At 39.3% G+C, this 17,970-nt stretch carries 14 protein-coding genes; 4 read left to right on the top strand and 10 right to left on the bottom strand.

What is annotated here, in order from left to right; all coding sequences use genetic code 11:
- Nucleotide 1: 1 nt before the first annotated feature.
- From CWB65_RS17130 to CWB65_RS19900, 6 genes are all read right to left on the bottom strand, one after another.
- On the bottom strand, nucleotides 2-571 hold the full coding sequence (locus tag CWB65_RS17130) for a Maf family protein (RefSeq protein WP_138741069.1): 570 nt from the start codon (nucleotides 569-571) through the stop codon (nucleotides 2-4).
- Nucleotides 571-1,050, bottom strand: a complete 480-nt coding sequence (gene mreD / locus CWB65_RS17125) for a rod shape-determining protein MreD (protein ID WP_006793123.1) — start codon at nucleotides 1,048-1,050, stop codon at nucleotides 571-573. Before mreD ends, CWB65_RS17130 begins: the two co-directional genes overlap by 1 nt.
- On the bottom strand, nucleotides 1,043-1,885 hold the full coding sequence (gene mreC, locus CWB65_RS17120) for a rod shape-determining protein MreC (RefSeq protein WP_006793122.1): 843 nt from the start codon (nucleotides 1,883-1,885) through the stop codon (nucleotides 1,043-1,045). Before mreC ends, mreD begins: the two co-directional genes overlap by 8 nt.
- A complete protein-coding gene (locus CWB65_RS17115) occupies nucleotides 1,885-2,928 on the bottom strand; it encodes a rod shape-determining protein (protein WP_002958401.1) in 1,044 nt (347 codons plus the stop codon). The genes mreC and CWB65_RS17115 overlap by 1 nt, the downstream gene beginning before the upstream one ends.
- A gap of 131 nt (nucleotides 2,929-3,059) precedes the next feature.
- Nucleotides 3,060-5,108 carry a formylglycine-generating enzyme family protein gene (locus CWB65_RS17110; RefSeq protein ID WP_008131669.1) on the bottom strand — a complete coding sequence of 683 codons (2,049 nt, stop codon included), beginning with the start codon at nucleotides 5,106-5,108 and terminating at the stop codon, nucleotides 3,060-3,062.
- A gap of 374 nt (nucleotides 5,109-5,482) precedes the next feature.
- The gene (locus tag CWB65_RS19900) at nucleotides 5,483-6,004 is read right to left on the bottom strand and encodes a type II secretion system protein (RefSeq protein WP_008131670.1); all 522 of its coding nucleotides are present in this window, start codon (nucleotides 6,002-6,004) and stop codon (nucleotides 5,483-5,485) included.
- A gap of 175 nt (nucleotides 6,005-6,179) precedes the next feature.
- Here CWB65_RS19900 and CWB65_RS17100 point away from each other — a divergent pair, with 175 nt between their 5' ends.
- Nucleotides 6,180-7,088 (top strand): 1-aminocyclopropane-1-carboxylate deaminase/D-cysteine desulfhydrase, encoded by a 909-nt coding sequence (locus CWB65_RS17100; RefSeq protein WP_008131673.1) that lies wholly within the window; start codon nucleotides 6,180-6,182, stop codon nucleotides 7,086-7,088.
- Nucleotides 7,089-7,149: 61 nt separating this feature from the next.
- Here the strand turns inward: CWB65_RS17100 and CWB65_RS17095 are convergent, their stop codons facing one another.
- The 3 genes from CWB65_RS17095 to CWB65_RS17085 form a co-directional block, all read right to left on the bottom strand.
- Nucleotides 7,150-8,832 carry an EAL domain-containing protein gene (locus tag CWB65_RS17095; RefSeq protein WP_249365041.1) on the bottom strand — a complete coding sequence of 561 codons (1,683 nt, stop codon included), beginning with the start codon at nucleotides 8,830-8,832 and terminating at the stop codon, nucleotides 7,150-7,152.
- Between the two features lie 218 nt (nucleotides 8,833-9,050).
- Nucleotides 9,051-9,752 (bottom strand): single-stranded DNA-binding protein, encoded by a 702-nt coding sequence (gene ssb / locus CWB65_RS17090; RefSeq protein ID WP_006793117.1) that lies wholly within the window; start codon nucleotides 9,750-9,752, stop codon nucleotides 9,051-9,053.
- A gap of 20 nt (nucleotides 9,753-9,772) precedes the next feature.
- Nucleotides 9,773-11,140, bottom strand: coding sequence for an MFS transporter (locus tag CWB65_RS17085; protein ID WP_010557957.1), 1,368 nt, complete (start codon nucleotides 11,138-11,140; stop codon nucleotides 9,773-9,775).
- 161 nt (nucleotides 11,141-11,301) lie between these two features.
- On the opposite strand from CWB65_RS17085, the gene uvrA reads away from it, so the two are divergent.
- The gene (gene uvrA, locus CWB65_RS17080; RefSeq protein WP_008131688.1) at nucleotides 11,302-14,121 is read left to right on the top strand and encodes an excinuclease ABC subunit UvrA; all 2,820 of its coding nucleotides are present in this window, start codon (nucleotides 11,302-11,304) and stop codon (nucleotides 14,119-14,121) included.
- Between the two features lie 82 nt (nucleotides 14,122-14,203).
- Here the strand turns inward: uvrA and CWB65_RS17075 are convergent, their stop codons facing one another.
- On the bottom strand, nucleotides 14,204-16,348 hold the full coding sequence (locus CWB65_RS17075) for a winged helix-turn-helix domain-containing protein (RefSeq protein ID WP_033025744.1): 2,145 nt from the start codon (nucleotides 16,346-16,348) through the stop codon (nucleotides 14,204-14,206).
- 299 nt (nucleotides 16,349-16,647) lie between these two features.
- On the opposite strand from CWB65_RS17075, the gene CWB65_RS17065 reads away from it, so the two are divergent.
- Together CWB65_RS17065 and CWB65_RS17060 are read left to right on the top strand one after the other, a co-directional pair.
- A complete protein-coding gene (locus tag CWB65_RS17065) occupies nucleotides 16,648-17,013 on the top strand; it encodes a hypothetical protein (RefSeq protein ID WP_008131695.1) in 366 nt (121 codons plus the stop codon).
- A 33-nt stretch (nucleotides 17,014-17,046) separates the two neighbouring features.
- Nucleotides 17,047-17,967, top strand: coding sequence for a TraB/GumN family protein (locus CWB65_RS17060; RefSeq protein WP_008131696.1), 921 nt, complete (start codon nucleotides 17,047-17,049; stop codon nucleotides 17,965-17,967).
- Nucleotides 17,968-17,970 lie beyond the last annotated feature (3 nt).

Raw genomic sequence — 17,970 nt, 5'->3', positions numbered from 1 at the left:
GCTACCCTCTTAGAAGTGCGTGTAATAATTGTTCAGTCTCATATAAAGGTAAACCGACAACACTAAAATAGCTACCCGCAATATGTGTAACAAAGCGACCACCTAGCCCCTGAATACCATAACCACCGGCTTTATCTTGCGGCTCACCACTTTGCCAGTAGGCTTTAATCTCTTCATCGCTCAGTTTTTTAAATGTCACATCGGTACTGATAACTTGGCTAAGCACTTTATCTTCAGTCGCAAAAGCAATAGCGGTTAGTACCTGGTGAGTGTTTCCAGACAAGCGTTTAAGTGTATGCGTAAAATCGGCTTCATCGCGTGGTTTACACAACGATTCATTATCAATAACAACTACTGTGTCACTACCTAGTACTGGCCGGTCTGTGTAACCAAGCTTGACACCTGAGCAAGCTTTTAGCCTCGCTAAGCGCTCTACATAGGCATGAGGAAGTTCATTAGGGAGTTGGCTCTCGTCTGCATCAACACTAAATTGCGAAAATTCGATACCAAGTTGAGCCAATAGCTCTTTACGACGAGGAGAAGCTGATGCCAGATATACGGCAGTATTCATTATCTGATCCTAAAATGTCTGCGGTATTTACGAAGTAATAAAAACACCCAAAACCAACTAATCATGCCAGTAAATACCGGCCATAAGTATTGTGGGTTAAAGTAAACACCAAGCAAAAAATGGTTTAGCCAAAACTGCATTAAATGATACAGCGTTAAAAACAAACCAATTAACAAACTTTGCTGCCAAAGCGAGAAGTTACGAATTTTTTGAAAGTTACTTGCGGTAATAAATATACATACCGAAAATGTCAGCGAGTTAACACCTAAAGGTGAGCCTGACGCTAAATCAATGAGTAAACCTACGACCCAAGCAGTACCAATATTTAACCGATGTGGCACCGCCAATGACCAATACATAAGTACTAATAAGACCCAATCCGGTCTAAATGGTTCAAACGAAAATGGCAGCGGCATTAGCGCCATAATTAAAGCAAAAAATATGCTCAGCGCAATTAACAATGAATAACGGTTAATCATCGTTTATTTGCTCCTGCTGGCTGCGCCATAGAATTACAAGTAAGCGAATACGGTCAAGCAACGCAATAGGCTCTGCATATACTTGTGCAAATGGACGACCTTCATCTCGGTTAATTTCTGTCACAATGGCGACAGGATACCCCTCAGGAAATGTGCCCCCAAGCCCTGAAGTCACCAATACATCACCAATACGCACATCTAAGCTGTGTGGAACATGCGAAAGCTTAACCACATTAATTTTACCAATGCCTTCAACTACGGTTCGTACGTCATTTCTAAGTATACGCACAGGTGTTGCGTGAGTTGTATCGGTCATCAATAATACGCGCGACGTAGTGGAACCTACTTTAGTAAGCTGCCCTACCACCCCCATTTCGTCTATTACCGCTTGCCCTTCACTTATACCGTCTGTAGTACCACGGTTAATAACGACTTGATGGCTATATGGGTTTGAGTGAACCGATAATACTTGTGCAATAATTTTACGATTAGATTGTTTTGCTGACGAGCCTAGTAATGCACGTAACTTTTGGTTTTCTCTGGCTAAAAATTGGTACTGTTGCAGCTGCTCACTTTGTAGCATTTGCTTTTTTTTCAGTGCTTCGTTTTCAGTAAGGAGTTGGTCTCGCGTGTGTAAGCTTTTAGCACCAATGCTAAATAACTCATAAGGTAAGTTGGCAACATAAATAAGCGGGCTAACCAGTGTATTTAAACTGGTGCGCACAACGGTTCCACCTTCTGTGTACCTATCTCCAGCTATGAGTACGATACTCAAAAGCACTGCGACAAAAAGTCGCAGTTGCAAAGAGACAGTGCGCCCAAACATTAATTTCATTAGTCGTAACTAAAAACGTCACCACCGTGAACATCAATCATTTCTAATGCTTTACCGCCGCCACGTGCTACACACGTTAATGGATCGTCAGCAACAACAACAGGAATGCCTGTTTCTTCCATTAATAAGCGATCTAAATCTTTTAATAGTGCACCACCGCCAGTCAGTACCATACCGTGCGCAGAAATATCTGATGCAAGCTCTGGTGGCGATTGCTCAAGGGCAACCATTACTGCACTTACAATACCCATTAGAGGCTCTTGAAGCGCTTCTAAGATTTCATGTGAGTTAAGCGTAAATGAACGTGGAACACCTTCAGCTAAGTTACGGCCACGTACTTCGATTTCAATTGGCTCATCCGTTTTAAACGCAGAACCAATTTGGTGCTTAATGTTTTCAGCGGTTGCTTCACCAATTAAACTACCAAAGTTACGGCGTACATAGTTAATAATAGCTTCGTCAAATTTATCGCCACCAATACGTACTGATGATGAGTAAACAACACCATTTAGTGAAATAATAGCAACTTCAGTTGTACCACCACCAATATCAACAACCATAGATCCTGTTGCTTCTGATACCGGTAAACCCGCACCAATTGCCGCAGCCATTGGTTCTTCAATTAGGTAAACTTCTCGGGCGCCAGCGCCCATTGCAGATTCACGAATTGCGCGTTTTTCTACTTGCGTTGCACCACATGGTACACAAATTAGTACGCGCGGACTTGGGCGCATAAAGTTATTGTTATGCACTTGCTTGATGAAGTGTTGTAACATTTTTTCTGTTACATAAAAGTCAGCAATTACACCGTCTTTCATTGGGCGGATTGCTTTAATATTACCCGGCGTACGACCTAGCATCTGTTTTGCTTCAGTACCTACCGATGCAACACTTTTAGGTCCACCAGCACGCTCTTGACGGATAGCAACTACTGAAGGCTCGTTTAGAACAATACCTTCTTCTTTTACATAAATTAGGGTATTGGCTGTACCCAAGTCGATCGACAGATCGTTAGAAAAAATACCACGGAGTTTTTTAAACATGAGGCTGGATGACCTTTGAAATACGTTCTTATATTAGCTGCCTCACTTTAACATGCTCATTTTGATGAGCAATATAAAGTGCAGCGCCTTTGTGAATTTGTTAAAAAAGGAAGCAAAGCTTCCTTATAATTTTATCTCTCGCGAACTAAGCGAAAACCAATGTAGTTTGATCTAAAATCAGCCGCTAAAATTAATCGTGTTGATACACGTGCAAGGCTTGGTGCAAAGTTCCATGCCCCGCCTCTTACTGCCACATCCGATTCACCTGATTTTTTACCGGTCCATTCCCATACGTTACCTACCGTATCGTAAAGTCCAAACGCATTTGGAGAAAAAGACCCAACCGGTGCTGCGCGCTTGTTTGACCATTCACTACCACACCAACCACAGTTAGCTAAGTTTTTACCAATTTCGTTACCCCAAGGGTACTCAGTTTCTGTACCTGCACGAGCTGCATATTCCCACTCAACTTCGCTAGGTAAACGAAACTGCTGCCCTGTCTGGCCAGATAACCAGTCAGCATATGCTTTTGCATCGTTATAAGTTAAACATACAGCCGGAAAGTCACTGCCCTGTTCAAAGCCAGGATTGCGCCAGTTTAAAGCCGCTTCCCATACTGGCTCGCCATTTAAATAATATGCGCAGCCTTTATTTATTTCTGCTTCTGTTTTATACGCCGTATTAGCAACAAATTTTTCATAGTCGCCTACAGTCACTTCCTTGCTTTGCATAGCAAAAGAGTTAGCAATGGCTTTTTCAATAACGGGGCGCTCATTAGCTAATCCGTTACCATTGATATCACCCATTTTAAATTTGCCAGCAGGAATAACCACAACAGGTGTTTCTACATTTGCGTTTAAAACGTTAACATTTTCGCTTACTCTGCGTGTTTGTGTTTCTGGTTGCTCGCGAGTATAGGTCGGTGCAGCAATCGACTTAGGCTTTTTTACTAAGTTAGCATTAATTGTTTGCGCTTTATTTAGGTTTACACGTGCTTGGTAAGGCTTGTAACCTAATTTACGAATTTCAATTTCATGCACACCTTTTGGTAAACGCGTAATTAAACGAGTAGAACCAAAGCTTACACCGTTAATGAATACTTCATCATCGTATACATTAGAGCGAAGTGTTAACTCTACCGACTGATCTTTTTTTTGTTCAACAACCGTGTAATCAGACTTAGACTGAACTGGCTGCTTAACAGAATAATCGCGTACAGGCTTGTTGTTTAAACGCGATACCGAAACTGTATTGTTATTATCCGCGCTATTGCTGAATGTTAACTGACTATCTGAATAGGTAGTGCCATAAGTTGGCTGGTAAGCTGTATTTAGCGGTGAACCGTATTCTGAACAATAACGGTTATCTATACTTAATAGGTTACATAAACGGCTGCTATTCACTTCGCCGCGCATTGAAACGCTTAAGTTAACGTTGTAATTACCTTGGCCGCTAAACGCACTATTAACCACATGGCTACTTAAAATTTGTACTTGCGCCCCTGCTAAATTGCGTTTTGGTTCAACTATGCGCTCTTCGGTTAAGTTTGCAAAAATTTGATCTACAAAGCGTTTGGTTGCTTTTTGTAAACCCATTTGCTGACCACGTTGCTCACAGGCTGCAAGTGTTTCGGTGCGCTTACAATTTATTGTATGGTTAACCTCAAGCGTACCTTCACGCGTAAACTCGTTACGCAAGCGCTCAACACGAGCTGTTGTTAACTGCTCTTTTAAACTTTCTAAGGTATTTAGTAAAGTGTGCTTAGCAACTCGTATTTGCTCAATATCTTTTCGGTGAGATGCAATTGCCGCCAACTGCATAGAGATATCATCTTTATTTTGCTTGTGATCAACTACCGCCTGTTGATAGCGAGATTGAGCACTTGTAATATTTATTGATGGATCATCAATTAAACGGCGATACATTTCGTTCATCGCGTCGAGCGCTTGGTTTTTTTCTTTATCTAGCTCAGTTGAACGAGAACGAAGTAGCTCTAATTGATTTTGTAACTGACTTTCTTCTTTTAAATGTTTATCAAGTATTCTTGTCGAGTTATCGTATTCTGTCTGTTTAACACTAATCTCTGACTCAATTCCAGTTACGGTAGCTGTGTCTTGTGCAAATGCACTACTTGCTAACAAACTAGCTGTAATTAACAGAGATAAAGGAGTAATTCGCATATATTCCAGTCCCAAAAAGCGGCAATTATTTGGTCGTTATTATTTTTTTATAATTAAAGTCTTATGCTATGTACTTGCAGCGCAAAACACAAGCTTTGTTCAATTATTATCTTAGTTTACAACTATTCGCCCGTTTCACGCTAGTAAATAACCTGATCATTTACTCTAAACCCGATAAATTGTGAAACAATGCTTAGATTCTCATTAAATTCATAAGCTTACACTTAACAGTGAAACTATTTTATTTTAGGTTATTGATCACCGTTAAGTGTCACTTTGTATTAAAGCTAGCGTATTTGCGTTATTTAACCGTTAACCATTAAAAATAACGTTATCAAATAAACTAGCAAACTTATAAACACTTATTTTTTGTACTAACACTCAGACGTAAATACGCTTAAAGCGGGCGCAGTAATTATATTTTGTTTAGTGTTTTTTTTGGCTTCAACATATTCAATACGGCAATTCTCTACTGCAGAATAACTGTTGGGATAAATAATAGCTTTTGCAACTTGTGGGTTGCTAGTAATATTAAATTCCCCAGTATTATCACTCGCAAACTTAGTATCTAAAAATGCCTTAAAAGCGGCCTCGGTTGCAGCAGGATAGCCGTAAACAATATCAACCATTTTTCCTGAACCAAGCTCGATACTAGCATTAGCTTTATTATGCACACTTTTTACAATGGCTTTTCCATGTACAACGCTTATTTCAGCTTGAATTGATACTTGCAGTGTTTCAAGAATGGATGCGTGTGCCTCACCTTGAAGGTTTAAAAAGCGCGGGGCAAAATAAACAGCTAACGCACCAAAAGTGACAATAACAATTATTAGCTGCAGAAACGAAAAGCCAACCTGTTTTTTTATAAGTATTGTTTCTTGAAATTGCTTCTTCATAACTAAACTCCCTTTACAATTGGTTAACTTTAAAACATGTTTACCAATCTAGCTACTCAAAATTTAATCAACGCACTGTTACACACAACAATCCGTTGTAATTTTGGATAGCCCCTTTTGTTTATAAGCTATAAAATTGGTCATGTATTTTATTAATCCTTTTAATTGAGAAAAAATGCCTGCATCTTTCAAAATAAATGAAACCACTATTACGCAAACAATTGATGATCCGTGGTTAAAAAGTAAAGGCATTGAGTTACTAGTAAAACGAGATGATTTGCTTCACCCTCTAATAAATGGGAATAAGTGGCGCAAACTAAAATATAATTTATTACAAATGCAGTCGCAGAATAAAACTGAGCTACTTACTTTTGGTGGGGCGTTTTCAAACCACATACATGCATGCGCCGCAGCTGGAAAAATCTTTGGTTTAAAAACACATGGGATTATTCGCGGGCCTAACTTAGATCTAAGCAACCCAACAATTCAATTTGCACAGCAGTGTGGCATGCAGCTTCATGTTGTTAATCGCATTGAATATAAGTTACGAAACGATTCACAATACCTTGCTGAGCTTCAAGAGAAGTTTCCAGATGCGTATATTCTTGCCGAAGGCGGGACAAATACCTATGCAGTACCTGGTTGTGCAGAGCTTGCACAAAGTTTACCAGAACACGATTACCTAATTTGCCCCACAGGAAGCGGCGGAACATTAGCAGGGTTAATTGAGGGGAGTAATACAGCAACACAAATAATAGGAATTGCAGTTTTAAAGCAAGCGCAATATTTAACGGATGAAGTCCGAGAGCTAAGCAGCAAAGCACAGTCACAAACTAACTGGCAATTACTTTGCGACTTTCATGGAGGTGGTTACGGTAAATTTACCCCTGAGTTATGGGCGTTTTGCCAACATATGGACATTACACACAATTTACCATTAGAGCCTATTTATAGTGGTAAAATGATGTACGCAATATGGAACTTAATAGAGCAAGATTATTTTCCTTCTGGCAGTAAAATAATTGCGATTCATACCGGTGGTTTGCAGGGGTTAGAGGGTCTTAAATACAGAAAACTAATTTAGGCATACTTCTTTTCGGTTAAGCCCCATTGCATAAGGCGTTAATTTACAAAGCTTAAATATTTTAATGAAAAACAGCCTGAGTTAGCTCTTGTAAAGGCTCCGAAAAATAAAAACCTTGTGCGCCAGCAACGCCCAATTTAGTTAACATAATGAGCTCTTTTTGAGTCTCAACGCCTACGGCATAAACAGGAAGGTTTAACATTTTACTTGCATCAACAATCTCTTTAATACATTTTTGATTATGCGATTTTTCATTAACTAAGTGAACGAGTTCATAGCTTAGCTTTAGGCCTATTACCTCTTCACAGTGAATAAGCAAAGGAATGTTTTCACTCGTTTTTACATTATCAATAATAATATTAGATCTGTGTTTTTTTATTGTATTTAACGTAGTTGATAACGCATTTTTGTTGTTGCAAAAGAAAGACTCACTCATTTCAAACTGTAATTGACAGCTTAGATTAAGCTTATCCATTTGCATGGTTAACCAGCTCCAAAACTCATTGTTAAGCCAGTTTTTAGGATGCATATTAATACTTACGCTCAAAGGCGACTTCTCGGCCATTACTAGTGTTAGTATTTGCGACAATACCGCCTTATCTAGAATTAACGCGTCATCTTTACTCTCAACTTGGTTAATAAAATACTGAGCAGCTAGTAATCCATGCATGTCGTGTCTTACTCTAATTAACGCCTCATGCTGGATAATATCACCACTAATCAGATCGAAAACAGGCTGAAAAGACAGCATAAATTTATTTTTCTTAATATTGTTTATAACCTGCTCATTACAAAATAACACTTCTTGGCTTTTGCTCAGCGCCAACCGGTGACGGTGTAATAACATACTATTTTTTGAAAGCGTTAGGGCCGACTGCGCTATTTGCAAAACCTTTGATTGATCTGCTCCTAGACGAAAATTACACGCCCCCAATTTAACATGCTTACGAGTCGTATTTTTTTGATGGCTTTGGCACACATTAAAAATTATTTTATGCAAACGCTCCGTGTACCGATCAAGCTCTGCAATAGATACGTTGTAAAGCATAATGGTTAGCTTGTCTGGATTAATAAGTTTCACAGCTACTTTTTTTATCTCTGGAATACCTTTTAGAATAAAAACTTTAAAACTAGTTTCTAAGTCGGTATTTTTGTCAAACTTACACTCCCAACTGACCAAAACAAACAAACTATGATACTGTTCAGCGGCAGCATATAGTGAGGCTAACTCCTCACTTTCAACATTTTTAACCACATTTAAACTGGAAATACTACGCGCCAATTTTGTTGAATTGTGATGACGGTTTTGGTGTTTTAATTGTCTAAAGTTAGCAGCGCTTCCCCAACGGTATAATGAAATAGCGGCACCCACTATCACCAGGTTAAGTAAAATAAATAAGTAGCTTTCCATTATCCACACAGGTGAATGGTAAAGGCCTAAGTTCAATGTTTTATATGAAAACACCTCAAGCTGCGGCTTTATAATGTTTTTAAAGTGGAGGGAAGACGACTCAGGTGCAAGCATAAAGCCATTGCTTTGTGCTAAAACAGACAGTGTTTTTTGATTCAAAGGGGCATTTAATTGTAACTCATAAACTTGCTTTGTGAGCTGCTGGCCAGCGCTATGTACTTTTAAATGTAACGCATTGCTTAAAATGAGGTTAAAGCCAATAAGCGATACAACAAGCATGACCAAACAAATCGGCTTAAAATATCTTAATAACCAATACTGCCCCTTAGACATAACTCACCCACACGTAATATTAGTCACTAAAGTGTTGTTCAAAAAAGCCATAAGCACAAGGTAGCCAATTAACTTTAAATGTAAAACAGTACTTAAGCTAATTACCATTATTAGCAACACGAGAAAATTGGCTAACATTGATGGAGTGAAAGACATAAAAAAGCCGCTTAATAGCGGCTTTCAAAATATCTTTTCAACATTTTTATTTTTGTCTTTGTCTAGAACGGAATGTCGTCGTCAAAATCTATTGTTGGTTCCATTGGATTTGATGCGCCGCCTTGTGGTGCATTTTGAGGCTTAGGTGCAAAACCACCTTGCTGCTGTGGTGCACTATTTTGCTGTGGAGCAAAACCACCGCCTTGTGGCTGATACTGGTTATTTTGCTGTGGTGCAGGCGCCGATTGAGGCTGTGCAGCAGGTGCAGCTTGCTGCTGTGGTGCATAACTACCTTGCTGGTTTTGATTATTTTGTGAATAACCGCCTTGTTGGCTACCTTGATTACCTTGATAACCACTGTTTTGCTGGCCACCTTGATTGCCTTGGTAACCGCCACCACTTTGCTGGTCTCCACCGCGAGCACCTAGCATTTGCATTTGACCTGTAAAGCCATCAACAACGATTTCTGTGGTGTATTTTTCTTGGCCTTGTTGATCAGTCCATTTACGTGTTTGAAGTTTACCTTCTACGTATATTTGTGAACCTTTACGACAATATTCGCCTACAATTTCAGCCAGTTTCCCAAAAAATACAACACGGTGCCATTCAGTTTTATCAACCATTTGGCCAGTGTTTTTATCTTTATAGCTGTCTGAAGTTGCTAAGGTAATATTTGCTACACCGTTACCGTTAGGCATGTAACGAACTTCAGGATCTTGCCCTAAATTACCAACCAAAATTACTTTGTTCACACCGCGTGCCATGAAACCATCTCCTATAAACGTTAGATTAAACCAGCGACTTTTCGCGCTTGGTCTAGGTCAAATTCTTTATCATTAATCTTTAAGTAGCTACGGCTTTCGTCGCGTACTACTGTTGCTTCTATTACACCGGGTAAAGCAACTAACTGAGAAGCCAATGTTTGGGCATGCTCCTCAGTACTTAATTTGGTCATTAAACTAATAACTTTACTTTTGGGTGGTACTTCCATTTTCCACGCAACAACAAGCCATATTAACCCAACAAGTGCCGCTGCCGCAAACACAGCTTGCGTACTTATTGTTTGTGCTACGTAACCACCTAAAATACCACCTAAAAAAGCCCCTAAAAACTGGCTAGACGAGTACCCGCCCATGGCTGACCCTTTTTGGCTAGCAGGCGCTAAGCGCGATACAAGCGCGGGCATTGTTGCTTCTAAAAAGTTAAACGCAACAAAATAAAGCAACATACATATTGCAATTCCTACCACACTATTAATCCATACTGACATGGCAAGCATGCTGACTGTTAACAGCGCTACAGAACTTATAAATGCTTGCTTTTCTTTTTCTTTTTTTATGGCCACAATCATAATGGGCACCATTAATAGAAATGCTAAAAGCAAGACTGGAATATACAAATACCAATGTTGTTCTGCCGCTAGGCCTTCTTTTATTAGTTGGCTGGGTAACACAACAAAAATGGTTGTTAATGTTAAATGCAACAGTAATACACCGGCATTTAAGCGTGCTAACTGCGGGTGTTTAATCAGCTTTTTAATATCGCTAAAGCTTGCAAGCGTGTCGCCTTTGGGGGCTTTATTAACCGCTTTGGGCACTAAAAACGTAATAATAAAAATACCACATACCGCAAGTATTGCTGTTAGCCAAAAAACGCCAGCAACACCCCACGACGCGGCAACAATAGGCCCTAATAACATAGCAAAAGCAAAGCTCATGCCTATGCTCATACCTATAACCGCCATTACTTTGGGTCGTTGTTCGTCTCGGCTTAAGTCGCTGGCAAATGCAAGCAAAGCACTAGCAATAGCGCCCATGCCTTGTAATGCACGCCCTACGGTTACCATTTGAATAGATTCAGCTAATGCGGCTATGACTGAGCCAATAGCAAACACAACTAAGCCACCAATAATAACTTTTTTACGGCCTATTTTGTCTGACAAACGGCCCATAGGTATTTGCAACACAGCCTGCGTTAGGCCATACGCACCAATAGCAAAGCCAATCCAAATAGGTGAAAAACCGTCAAGCGACTGGCCATAAATCGCTAATACCGGCATCAGCATAAATAAGCCGAGCATTCTAAATGCAAACACACTCGCTAGCGATACAGCGGCGCGCTTTTCTCGTGAATTAAGTGAAGATGCAGTCATTATCAGCAAAATCTTACGATGTGAAAAAATTAGGCAAGGATTCTACCACAAGCTTGGCAATAATTAATCGCTTAAAGCTAAGGATTTTTCATGATCAAGGATTAATATTGCAGCGTATTATGAGATACTCAGTAAATAATTTTGGTAATTAACGAGATAGCATGGAAAACATTGAAGTCCGAGGCGCCCGTACGCACAATTTAAAAGACATCAGCCTAACCATCCCACGTGATAAATTAATTGTTATCACAGGCCTATCTGGTTCGGGAAAGTCATCACTTGCATTTGATACTTTATACGCTGAAGGGCAACGCCGGTATGTTGAATCACTTTCTGCTTATGCAAGACAGTTTTTATCCTTGATGGAAAAACCCGATGTTGATCATATTGAGGGACTGTCTCCTGCAATTTCAATAGAACAAAAATCAACTTCGCATAATCCGCGCTCTACCGTAGGTACAATTACCGAAATATACGATTACTTACGTTTAATGTTTGCCCGTGTGGGCGAACCTCGTTGCCCTACACATGATTTACCTTTAGCCGCACAAACAATTAGCCAAATGGTTGATACCGTTTTAGCGCTGCCAGAGGGCACTAAACTGATGCTTTTAGCACCAGTGGTTAAAGACCGTAAAGGTGAGCACGTTAAATTACTTGAGCAGCTTGCAAGCCAAGGTTATATCCGTGCCCGAATAGATGGCGAAGTGTGCGACTTATCAGATCCGCCGACACTTGAACTTCATAAAAAACATACTATTGAAGTGGTTGTTGACCGCTTTAAGGTAAAAGACGGTCAACAGCAGCGTTTAGCTGAGTCGTTTGAAACAGCACTTGAAATGTCGGGCGGCGTAGCAAATGTAGCCTACATGGACGACAGCAGTATTGAAGAAATGTTGTTTTCAGCCAACTTTGCCTGCCCTACCTGTGGCTATGCAATGACCGAATTAGAACCACGTTTATTTTCGTTTAATAACCCTGCCGGTGCGTGTCAAAGTTGTGATGGTTTAGGCGTACGCCAGTACTTTGACCCTAACCGCGTAGTGCATAACCCAGAGTTAAGCTTAGCCGGAGGTGCTATAAAAGGGTGGGATAAACGTAGCTTTTACTACTTCCAAATGCTTCAAGCCGTAGCAGAACATTATAAATTTGATTTAGACGTACCGTTTGAAAAGCTGGCTAAAGACTCTCAAAAAATTATTTTAGAAGGTTCTGGCAGTACAAAAATAGCCTTTAACTACCGTAACGACAGAGGCGATTTAATCACACGCAACCACGAGTTTGAAGGCGTGTTAAATAACATGAACCGTCGCTATCGCGAAACTGAGTCAAACTCGGTACGTGAAGAGCTCGCTAAATATCAAACCAGCCAAGCCTGCCCTAGTTGTAAGGGGTCGCGTTTACGCCAAGAAGCACGCCACGTATTTATTGGCCAAACTAACTTACCTGCTATTACCACCATGAGTATTGGCGAAGCGATGGACTTTTTCGAGAGCTTATCGTTAAGTGGCCAAAGAGCACAAATAGCAGAAAAAATTCTTAAAGAAATTCGCGACCGTTTATCGTTTTTAATCAATGTTGGCCTTAATTACTTATCGCTTGAGCGCAGTGCCGATACCCTCTCTGGTGGTGAAGCGCAGCGAATTCGTTTAGCCAGCCAAATTGGTGCGGGTCTTGTTGGTGTTATGTATGTATTAGACGAACCATCAATTGGTTTACACCAGCGCGATAACGATCGTCTATTACAAACATTGGTGCATTTACGCGACCTTGGTAACACCGTTATTGTTGTTGAGCATGATGAAGACGCCATTCGCGCAGCCGATCATATTATTGATATTGGCCCTGGTGCGGGTGTTCACGGCGGACATATTATCGCACAAGGTACACGCGACGATATTTTAGCCACGAAAGACTCAGTAACTGGCCAGTTTTTATCAGGCGTGCGAAAAATAGAAGTACCAAAAAAGCGTAACCCAACCGGCGATAAATGGCTTGAGCTATTTGGCGCAACAGGTAACAACCTTAAAAATGTCGATTTAAAAATTCCGTTTGGTTTAATGACCTGCATAACAGGGGTGTCGGGCTCTGGTAAATCAACACTTATAAACGATACGCTATTCAAACTAGCGCATACTGAATTAAACGGCGCAACCACAGCCGAAGCCGCACCGTATAAATCAATTAGTGGTCTTGACCATTTTGATAAAGTAATTGATATTGACCAAAGCCCTATTGGCCGTACACCACGCTCAAACCCTGCTACCTATACCGGTATTTTTACGGGGATTCGTGAGTTATTTGCGGGTACACAAGAATCACGCTCTCGTGGATATAAAGTGGGTCGCTTTAGTTTTAACGTTAAAGGTGGACGCTGTGAAGCCTGCCAAGGTGATGGCGTAATTAAAGTAGAAATGCACTTTTTACCTGATGTATATGTACCCTGTGATGTATGTAAAGGGGCACGCTACAACCGCGAAACTCTAGAAGTACAATACAAGGGTAAAAACATTCACCAAGTACTCGAAATGACCGTTGAAGACGCGCACGACTACTTTGATAAAATACCTGCAATAGCCCGTAAGCTTAAAACGCTAATGGACGTTGGTTTATCGTATGTTCGCTTAGGACAAGCAGCTACTACACTCTCTGGCGGTGAAGCTCAGCGTGTAAAACTTGCCCGTGAGCTTTCTAAACGCGATACAGGTAAAACACTGTACATACTTGATGAGCCCACAACTGGCCTACATTTTGCTGACATTGAACAACTGCTTGTTGTATTACATCGCCTGCGCGATCACGGTAACACCATCGTGGTTATTGAGCATAACTTAGATGTGGTTAAAACTGCAGACTGGGTGGTTGATTTAGGCCCTGAAGGGGGCGCTGGCGGCGGTGAGATACTTATTGCAGGTACGCCTGAAGAAGTAGCCGAATGTGAGCGTTCGCACACAGGTCATTACCTAAAGCCATTGCTTTAATACCAATAAAAAAACACCAAGTAATTTAACTACTTGGTGTTTTTTATATTTGGCTCCCAACTGTTAGTCCTTGATAAACTTTTTATTCATCCCAACTAATTTGTATAATTTGCATATCTTTGTATTTAGCACCCGTAAATAAAATTTCGTTATCTGAACTCACCTCAAAAGTGATAGGCCGAAAGTCCACGTGTGTATCTTGCACGGTACCCTCTTTTAAATTGAGCCTTGCAATTCTTGAAATAGAATCTGAGTAATAAAAATAGTCTTTGCTTACTCCATATACATTCGCCTTTCTGGCATTTTTAGGTAATGCCCAGCTTTGCTTATCTGCGAGACGAATTAACTGATCAAGTGTTATTGCGTAAGCGTTACCTTCACTATCCGAAATGAGCTTATTGGCTTTAATGTCTTCAATTACGCGAGTATCTCGGGTTAGCAAGTTCAACTCAACGACTCTATTTTTTGAATCAAGCTGCTCAATATAAATAATACTTTCGTTATTTTTTGACCAAATATAACTCTCTATTTTTCGCCCACTTAACATCTCTAACGGGTAGAATTTTTGCGTGTTTAGGTCATAAAGTGAAAAGCGCTTATTTTTTATTAATAATATACGCCTCTTATTAGGGGATACTTTTAACCCTCTTAATTTATAGGTAGAGGAGTCATCGTCGTAATTAAAAAAACTAAGTTGCTTAGTTAGCCCATTTTGAGCAATCCATAATTGGCTGCTACCAGAGCGCTCTGATACAAAAACATGCGCTGGCCCAGCTTTATTTATTACTTCCACAATACTGTAGTCGTCATTATCACTTGTATACAAAGGTTCATAAACTGGATTGTCGCCAAAGGTATCCGTTGCTTTAATTAATGAAAATGCTTGTGTTTTATTTGCTGAGTAAAACAGACTATTAGCAGACTGAACTGCAATATAATAAGGTGAAATTGCGGGGGTAACATTTAGAGTATGTTTAATTATATTATTTTCATTAAACGTAATGCTTGAAAGATCAGAGTCTTCAAACACAATGACGCCTTTATCATTTGAAAGCCAATCGAACGCGAAACTGATGGTTCTTCTCTTTGCCTTAAATAATCGCTTAGTCTCACGTGTGTTAAAGTCGTAACTAAATACAGAAAATGGCTGGCCTTTTTGGCTTAGTATGTACGCTATTTTATTACCCGAATGAGATAAACGCGGCATTATTACACCATACATTACACCTGGCGGAGGAATAACAATCGACTCCTTTTGTAATTCTAAATCAAATTTGTATAACCCTGAGCCATCTTGCTCATTTTTGTATTCGGTATAATAAACATACTCACCATTTTGATCTAATTGCGCATAACCTGTGTATCTGAGGTCACATTTTTTTATAAGTTTAGCGTCTCCAATAATAGGAAACTGGCTTAAATCAACTAATACCATTTCGCATTGCTGCTGTTTTAAGTTTGTCGCTTGTAATAGCACAGCATGTTGGTTTAGCTGCCACGATAAAATAGATACCTGAAAACCAGGGTATGTAATTTCTACTTCTCTCTGATCAGAAAGTCGCTTAACAAATGCACGATTAAAATCCTGTTCAGGTTCAACATTGGTATAAGCTAAATAGTGTTTATCTGAAGATAGCTCAGGGTGAACCTCACTACCTATATTCCACGTACTCGCAACCTTATTTACCGTAACTTGTTTAATTACATCACCAGCGCCTTCACTTGTATAAAACAGTACCAACCACACAATAGAAAAAATACAGGTGATGACTAATAATGTATAAGCCAAAAGCGTTTTGATGTTCTTTTCTGGAACCGGTTTTGAAATAGTTGCAGCAGTAAAATCATCACTATTTGTAGTGTCAGTAGCCGAGTCAGATATTGAGTTTACAGGCTTTTCAGTAACGCTTTCTCGTGTTAACTGTTCAGGTACTACCGTAAGGCTATATCCTTTACGGTAATGCGTTTTTAAAAGCGGTGCTTTTTCAGCTGGATGAGCAAGCTGTTTTCTTAGCTCTGAGATAGCTCGGTTAATCGCGTTATCGTCTACATAGCTTTGTTGCCATACACTTTCGATTAGCGCTTGGCGGGAAACTATTTGTTGAGGCTTATTTACAAAGTGCAGTAATAACTTTACTAAAAGTGGATCTAATTCCCTTTCTAAGTTATTTGAAGTAATCACACAGCGATTACTTATAAATTGCCAAGGTCCGATTTGATAATTCATAGTCTTTAGGTATTTTTATTTTTATTTTTATTTTTATTTTTATAAACCGTACCACATCAACTCATTATTGTGTATAAAAAGCATTTAAAACCTTATATCAACAAAATAAGGTTTTGCGCTAACCCATTGAATTAAAACAATTAAATACGATTAAAACCTTATCTATTAATTGCTCATAACTAGATAAGCGACTCTCAGTAAATTCAGCGATATTCTTTAAACCGTCATCAACAAGCAGCTTACTAAAAATCATTTGCGATTCTAAATTAGCTGCAATTAAAAATATAAAAGGTTTAATTATGAACAGCACAATGAAAAAAGGTCTATCTACTCTACTACTAGTAACTGCTTTTAATACTACATCAGCCTTCGCAGTTGATACGAAACAACACATATTTAAAAAGAGCGTTGAACAGTGTGTAATTGGTGAACATCCAGAAACAAACAAACCAACTAACAAAAAGCAGCAAAAAACTAACACAGTAAATGCAACTGAGTCTTTAAAAACTCATGTCGATACGCAAACACTGCTTTCTTCAATAGATGAAAAAATATCAGCTGAACTTGATTCTTCAATGAGCAAAATAAACACAGAAATTGACGAAAACCTTTCAAAAGTAACATCGTCAATTACTGCTTATTTCAGCAATATTTTATCTAACTAAAAACAACAAATTTTAAAGTATTAGGAAGTTATTATGAAAAATTTTACAAAAAAATTAGTGTCTGCCAGCGTTTTACTTGGTTGCAGCTTGGTAGCAAATACAGCACAAGCTCAAAGCTCTGTATGGCAAGTAAGCAAAGGAGATGACTCGTTATTTATTGGCGGTACTGTACATATTTTACCTAAAGCTGAAATGCCATTACCCGTTGAGTTTAATCATGCCTATGAACAAGCCGATACAATTGTTTTTGAAGCGCCAGCAGCAGACCCAGCTGATACTAATGCTCAAATGCAAATGCTTGGCGCGCTTTCATATACTAATAATGAAACGTTAAGTGAAAAGTTAGAGCCTGAGGTTAAAGCTTCACTCGAAAATAAACTGAGTGAGTTTGGCGCTAACCTAGAAAAGTTAGATGGTTTTCGCCCAGCCATGGTGGGTATCGTTTTAATGTCCATGGAACTGCAAAAACAAAACTTAATGGGTGAAGGTGTTGATGCTTACTATACGAAAAAAGCGACTAAAGACAACAAAACAAAAAACTACTTAGAAACAATGGAGTTTCAGTTAGAGTTATATAAAACAATGGGTCAAGGTAACGAAAATGACTTTATCAAACGTAACCTAGCAGAGCTAAATAACTATAATGATATATTTAAAGGATTATTAACTGCATGGCGAGAAGGTGATACCGACACACTAAACAAGGTAGCGGTTGAAAATATGCAGAAAAATGACCCAAAAAGCTACAAGCAGCTACTTAAAGATAGAAATAATAATTGGTTACCAAAAGTAGAGGCAATGTTTAATAACGACAGCAGTGAGTTTGTACTAGTTGGGGCTGGACACCTTGTAGGCCAAGATAGCTTGCTTACATTACTTGAAAATAAAGGCTACAGCGTTTCTTTAGTGAGTATTAATAACGCACAAGACATAACTGTAAAAGGAGCCGAATAATGG

Source organism: Pseudoalteromonas sp. S554, assembly GCF_005930865.1.
Classification (GTDB): domain Bacteria; phylum Pseudomonadota; class Gammaproteobacteria; order Enterobacterales; family Alteromonadaceae; genus Pseudoalteromonas; species Pseudoalteromonas marina.
Note: the sequence above shows the minus strand (reverse complement) of the source record. Positions and strands in the feature narration are given on the sequence as shown.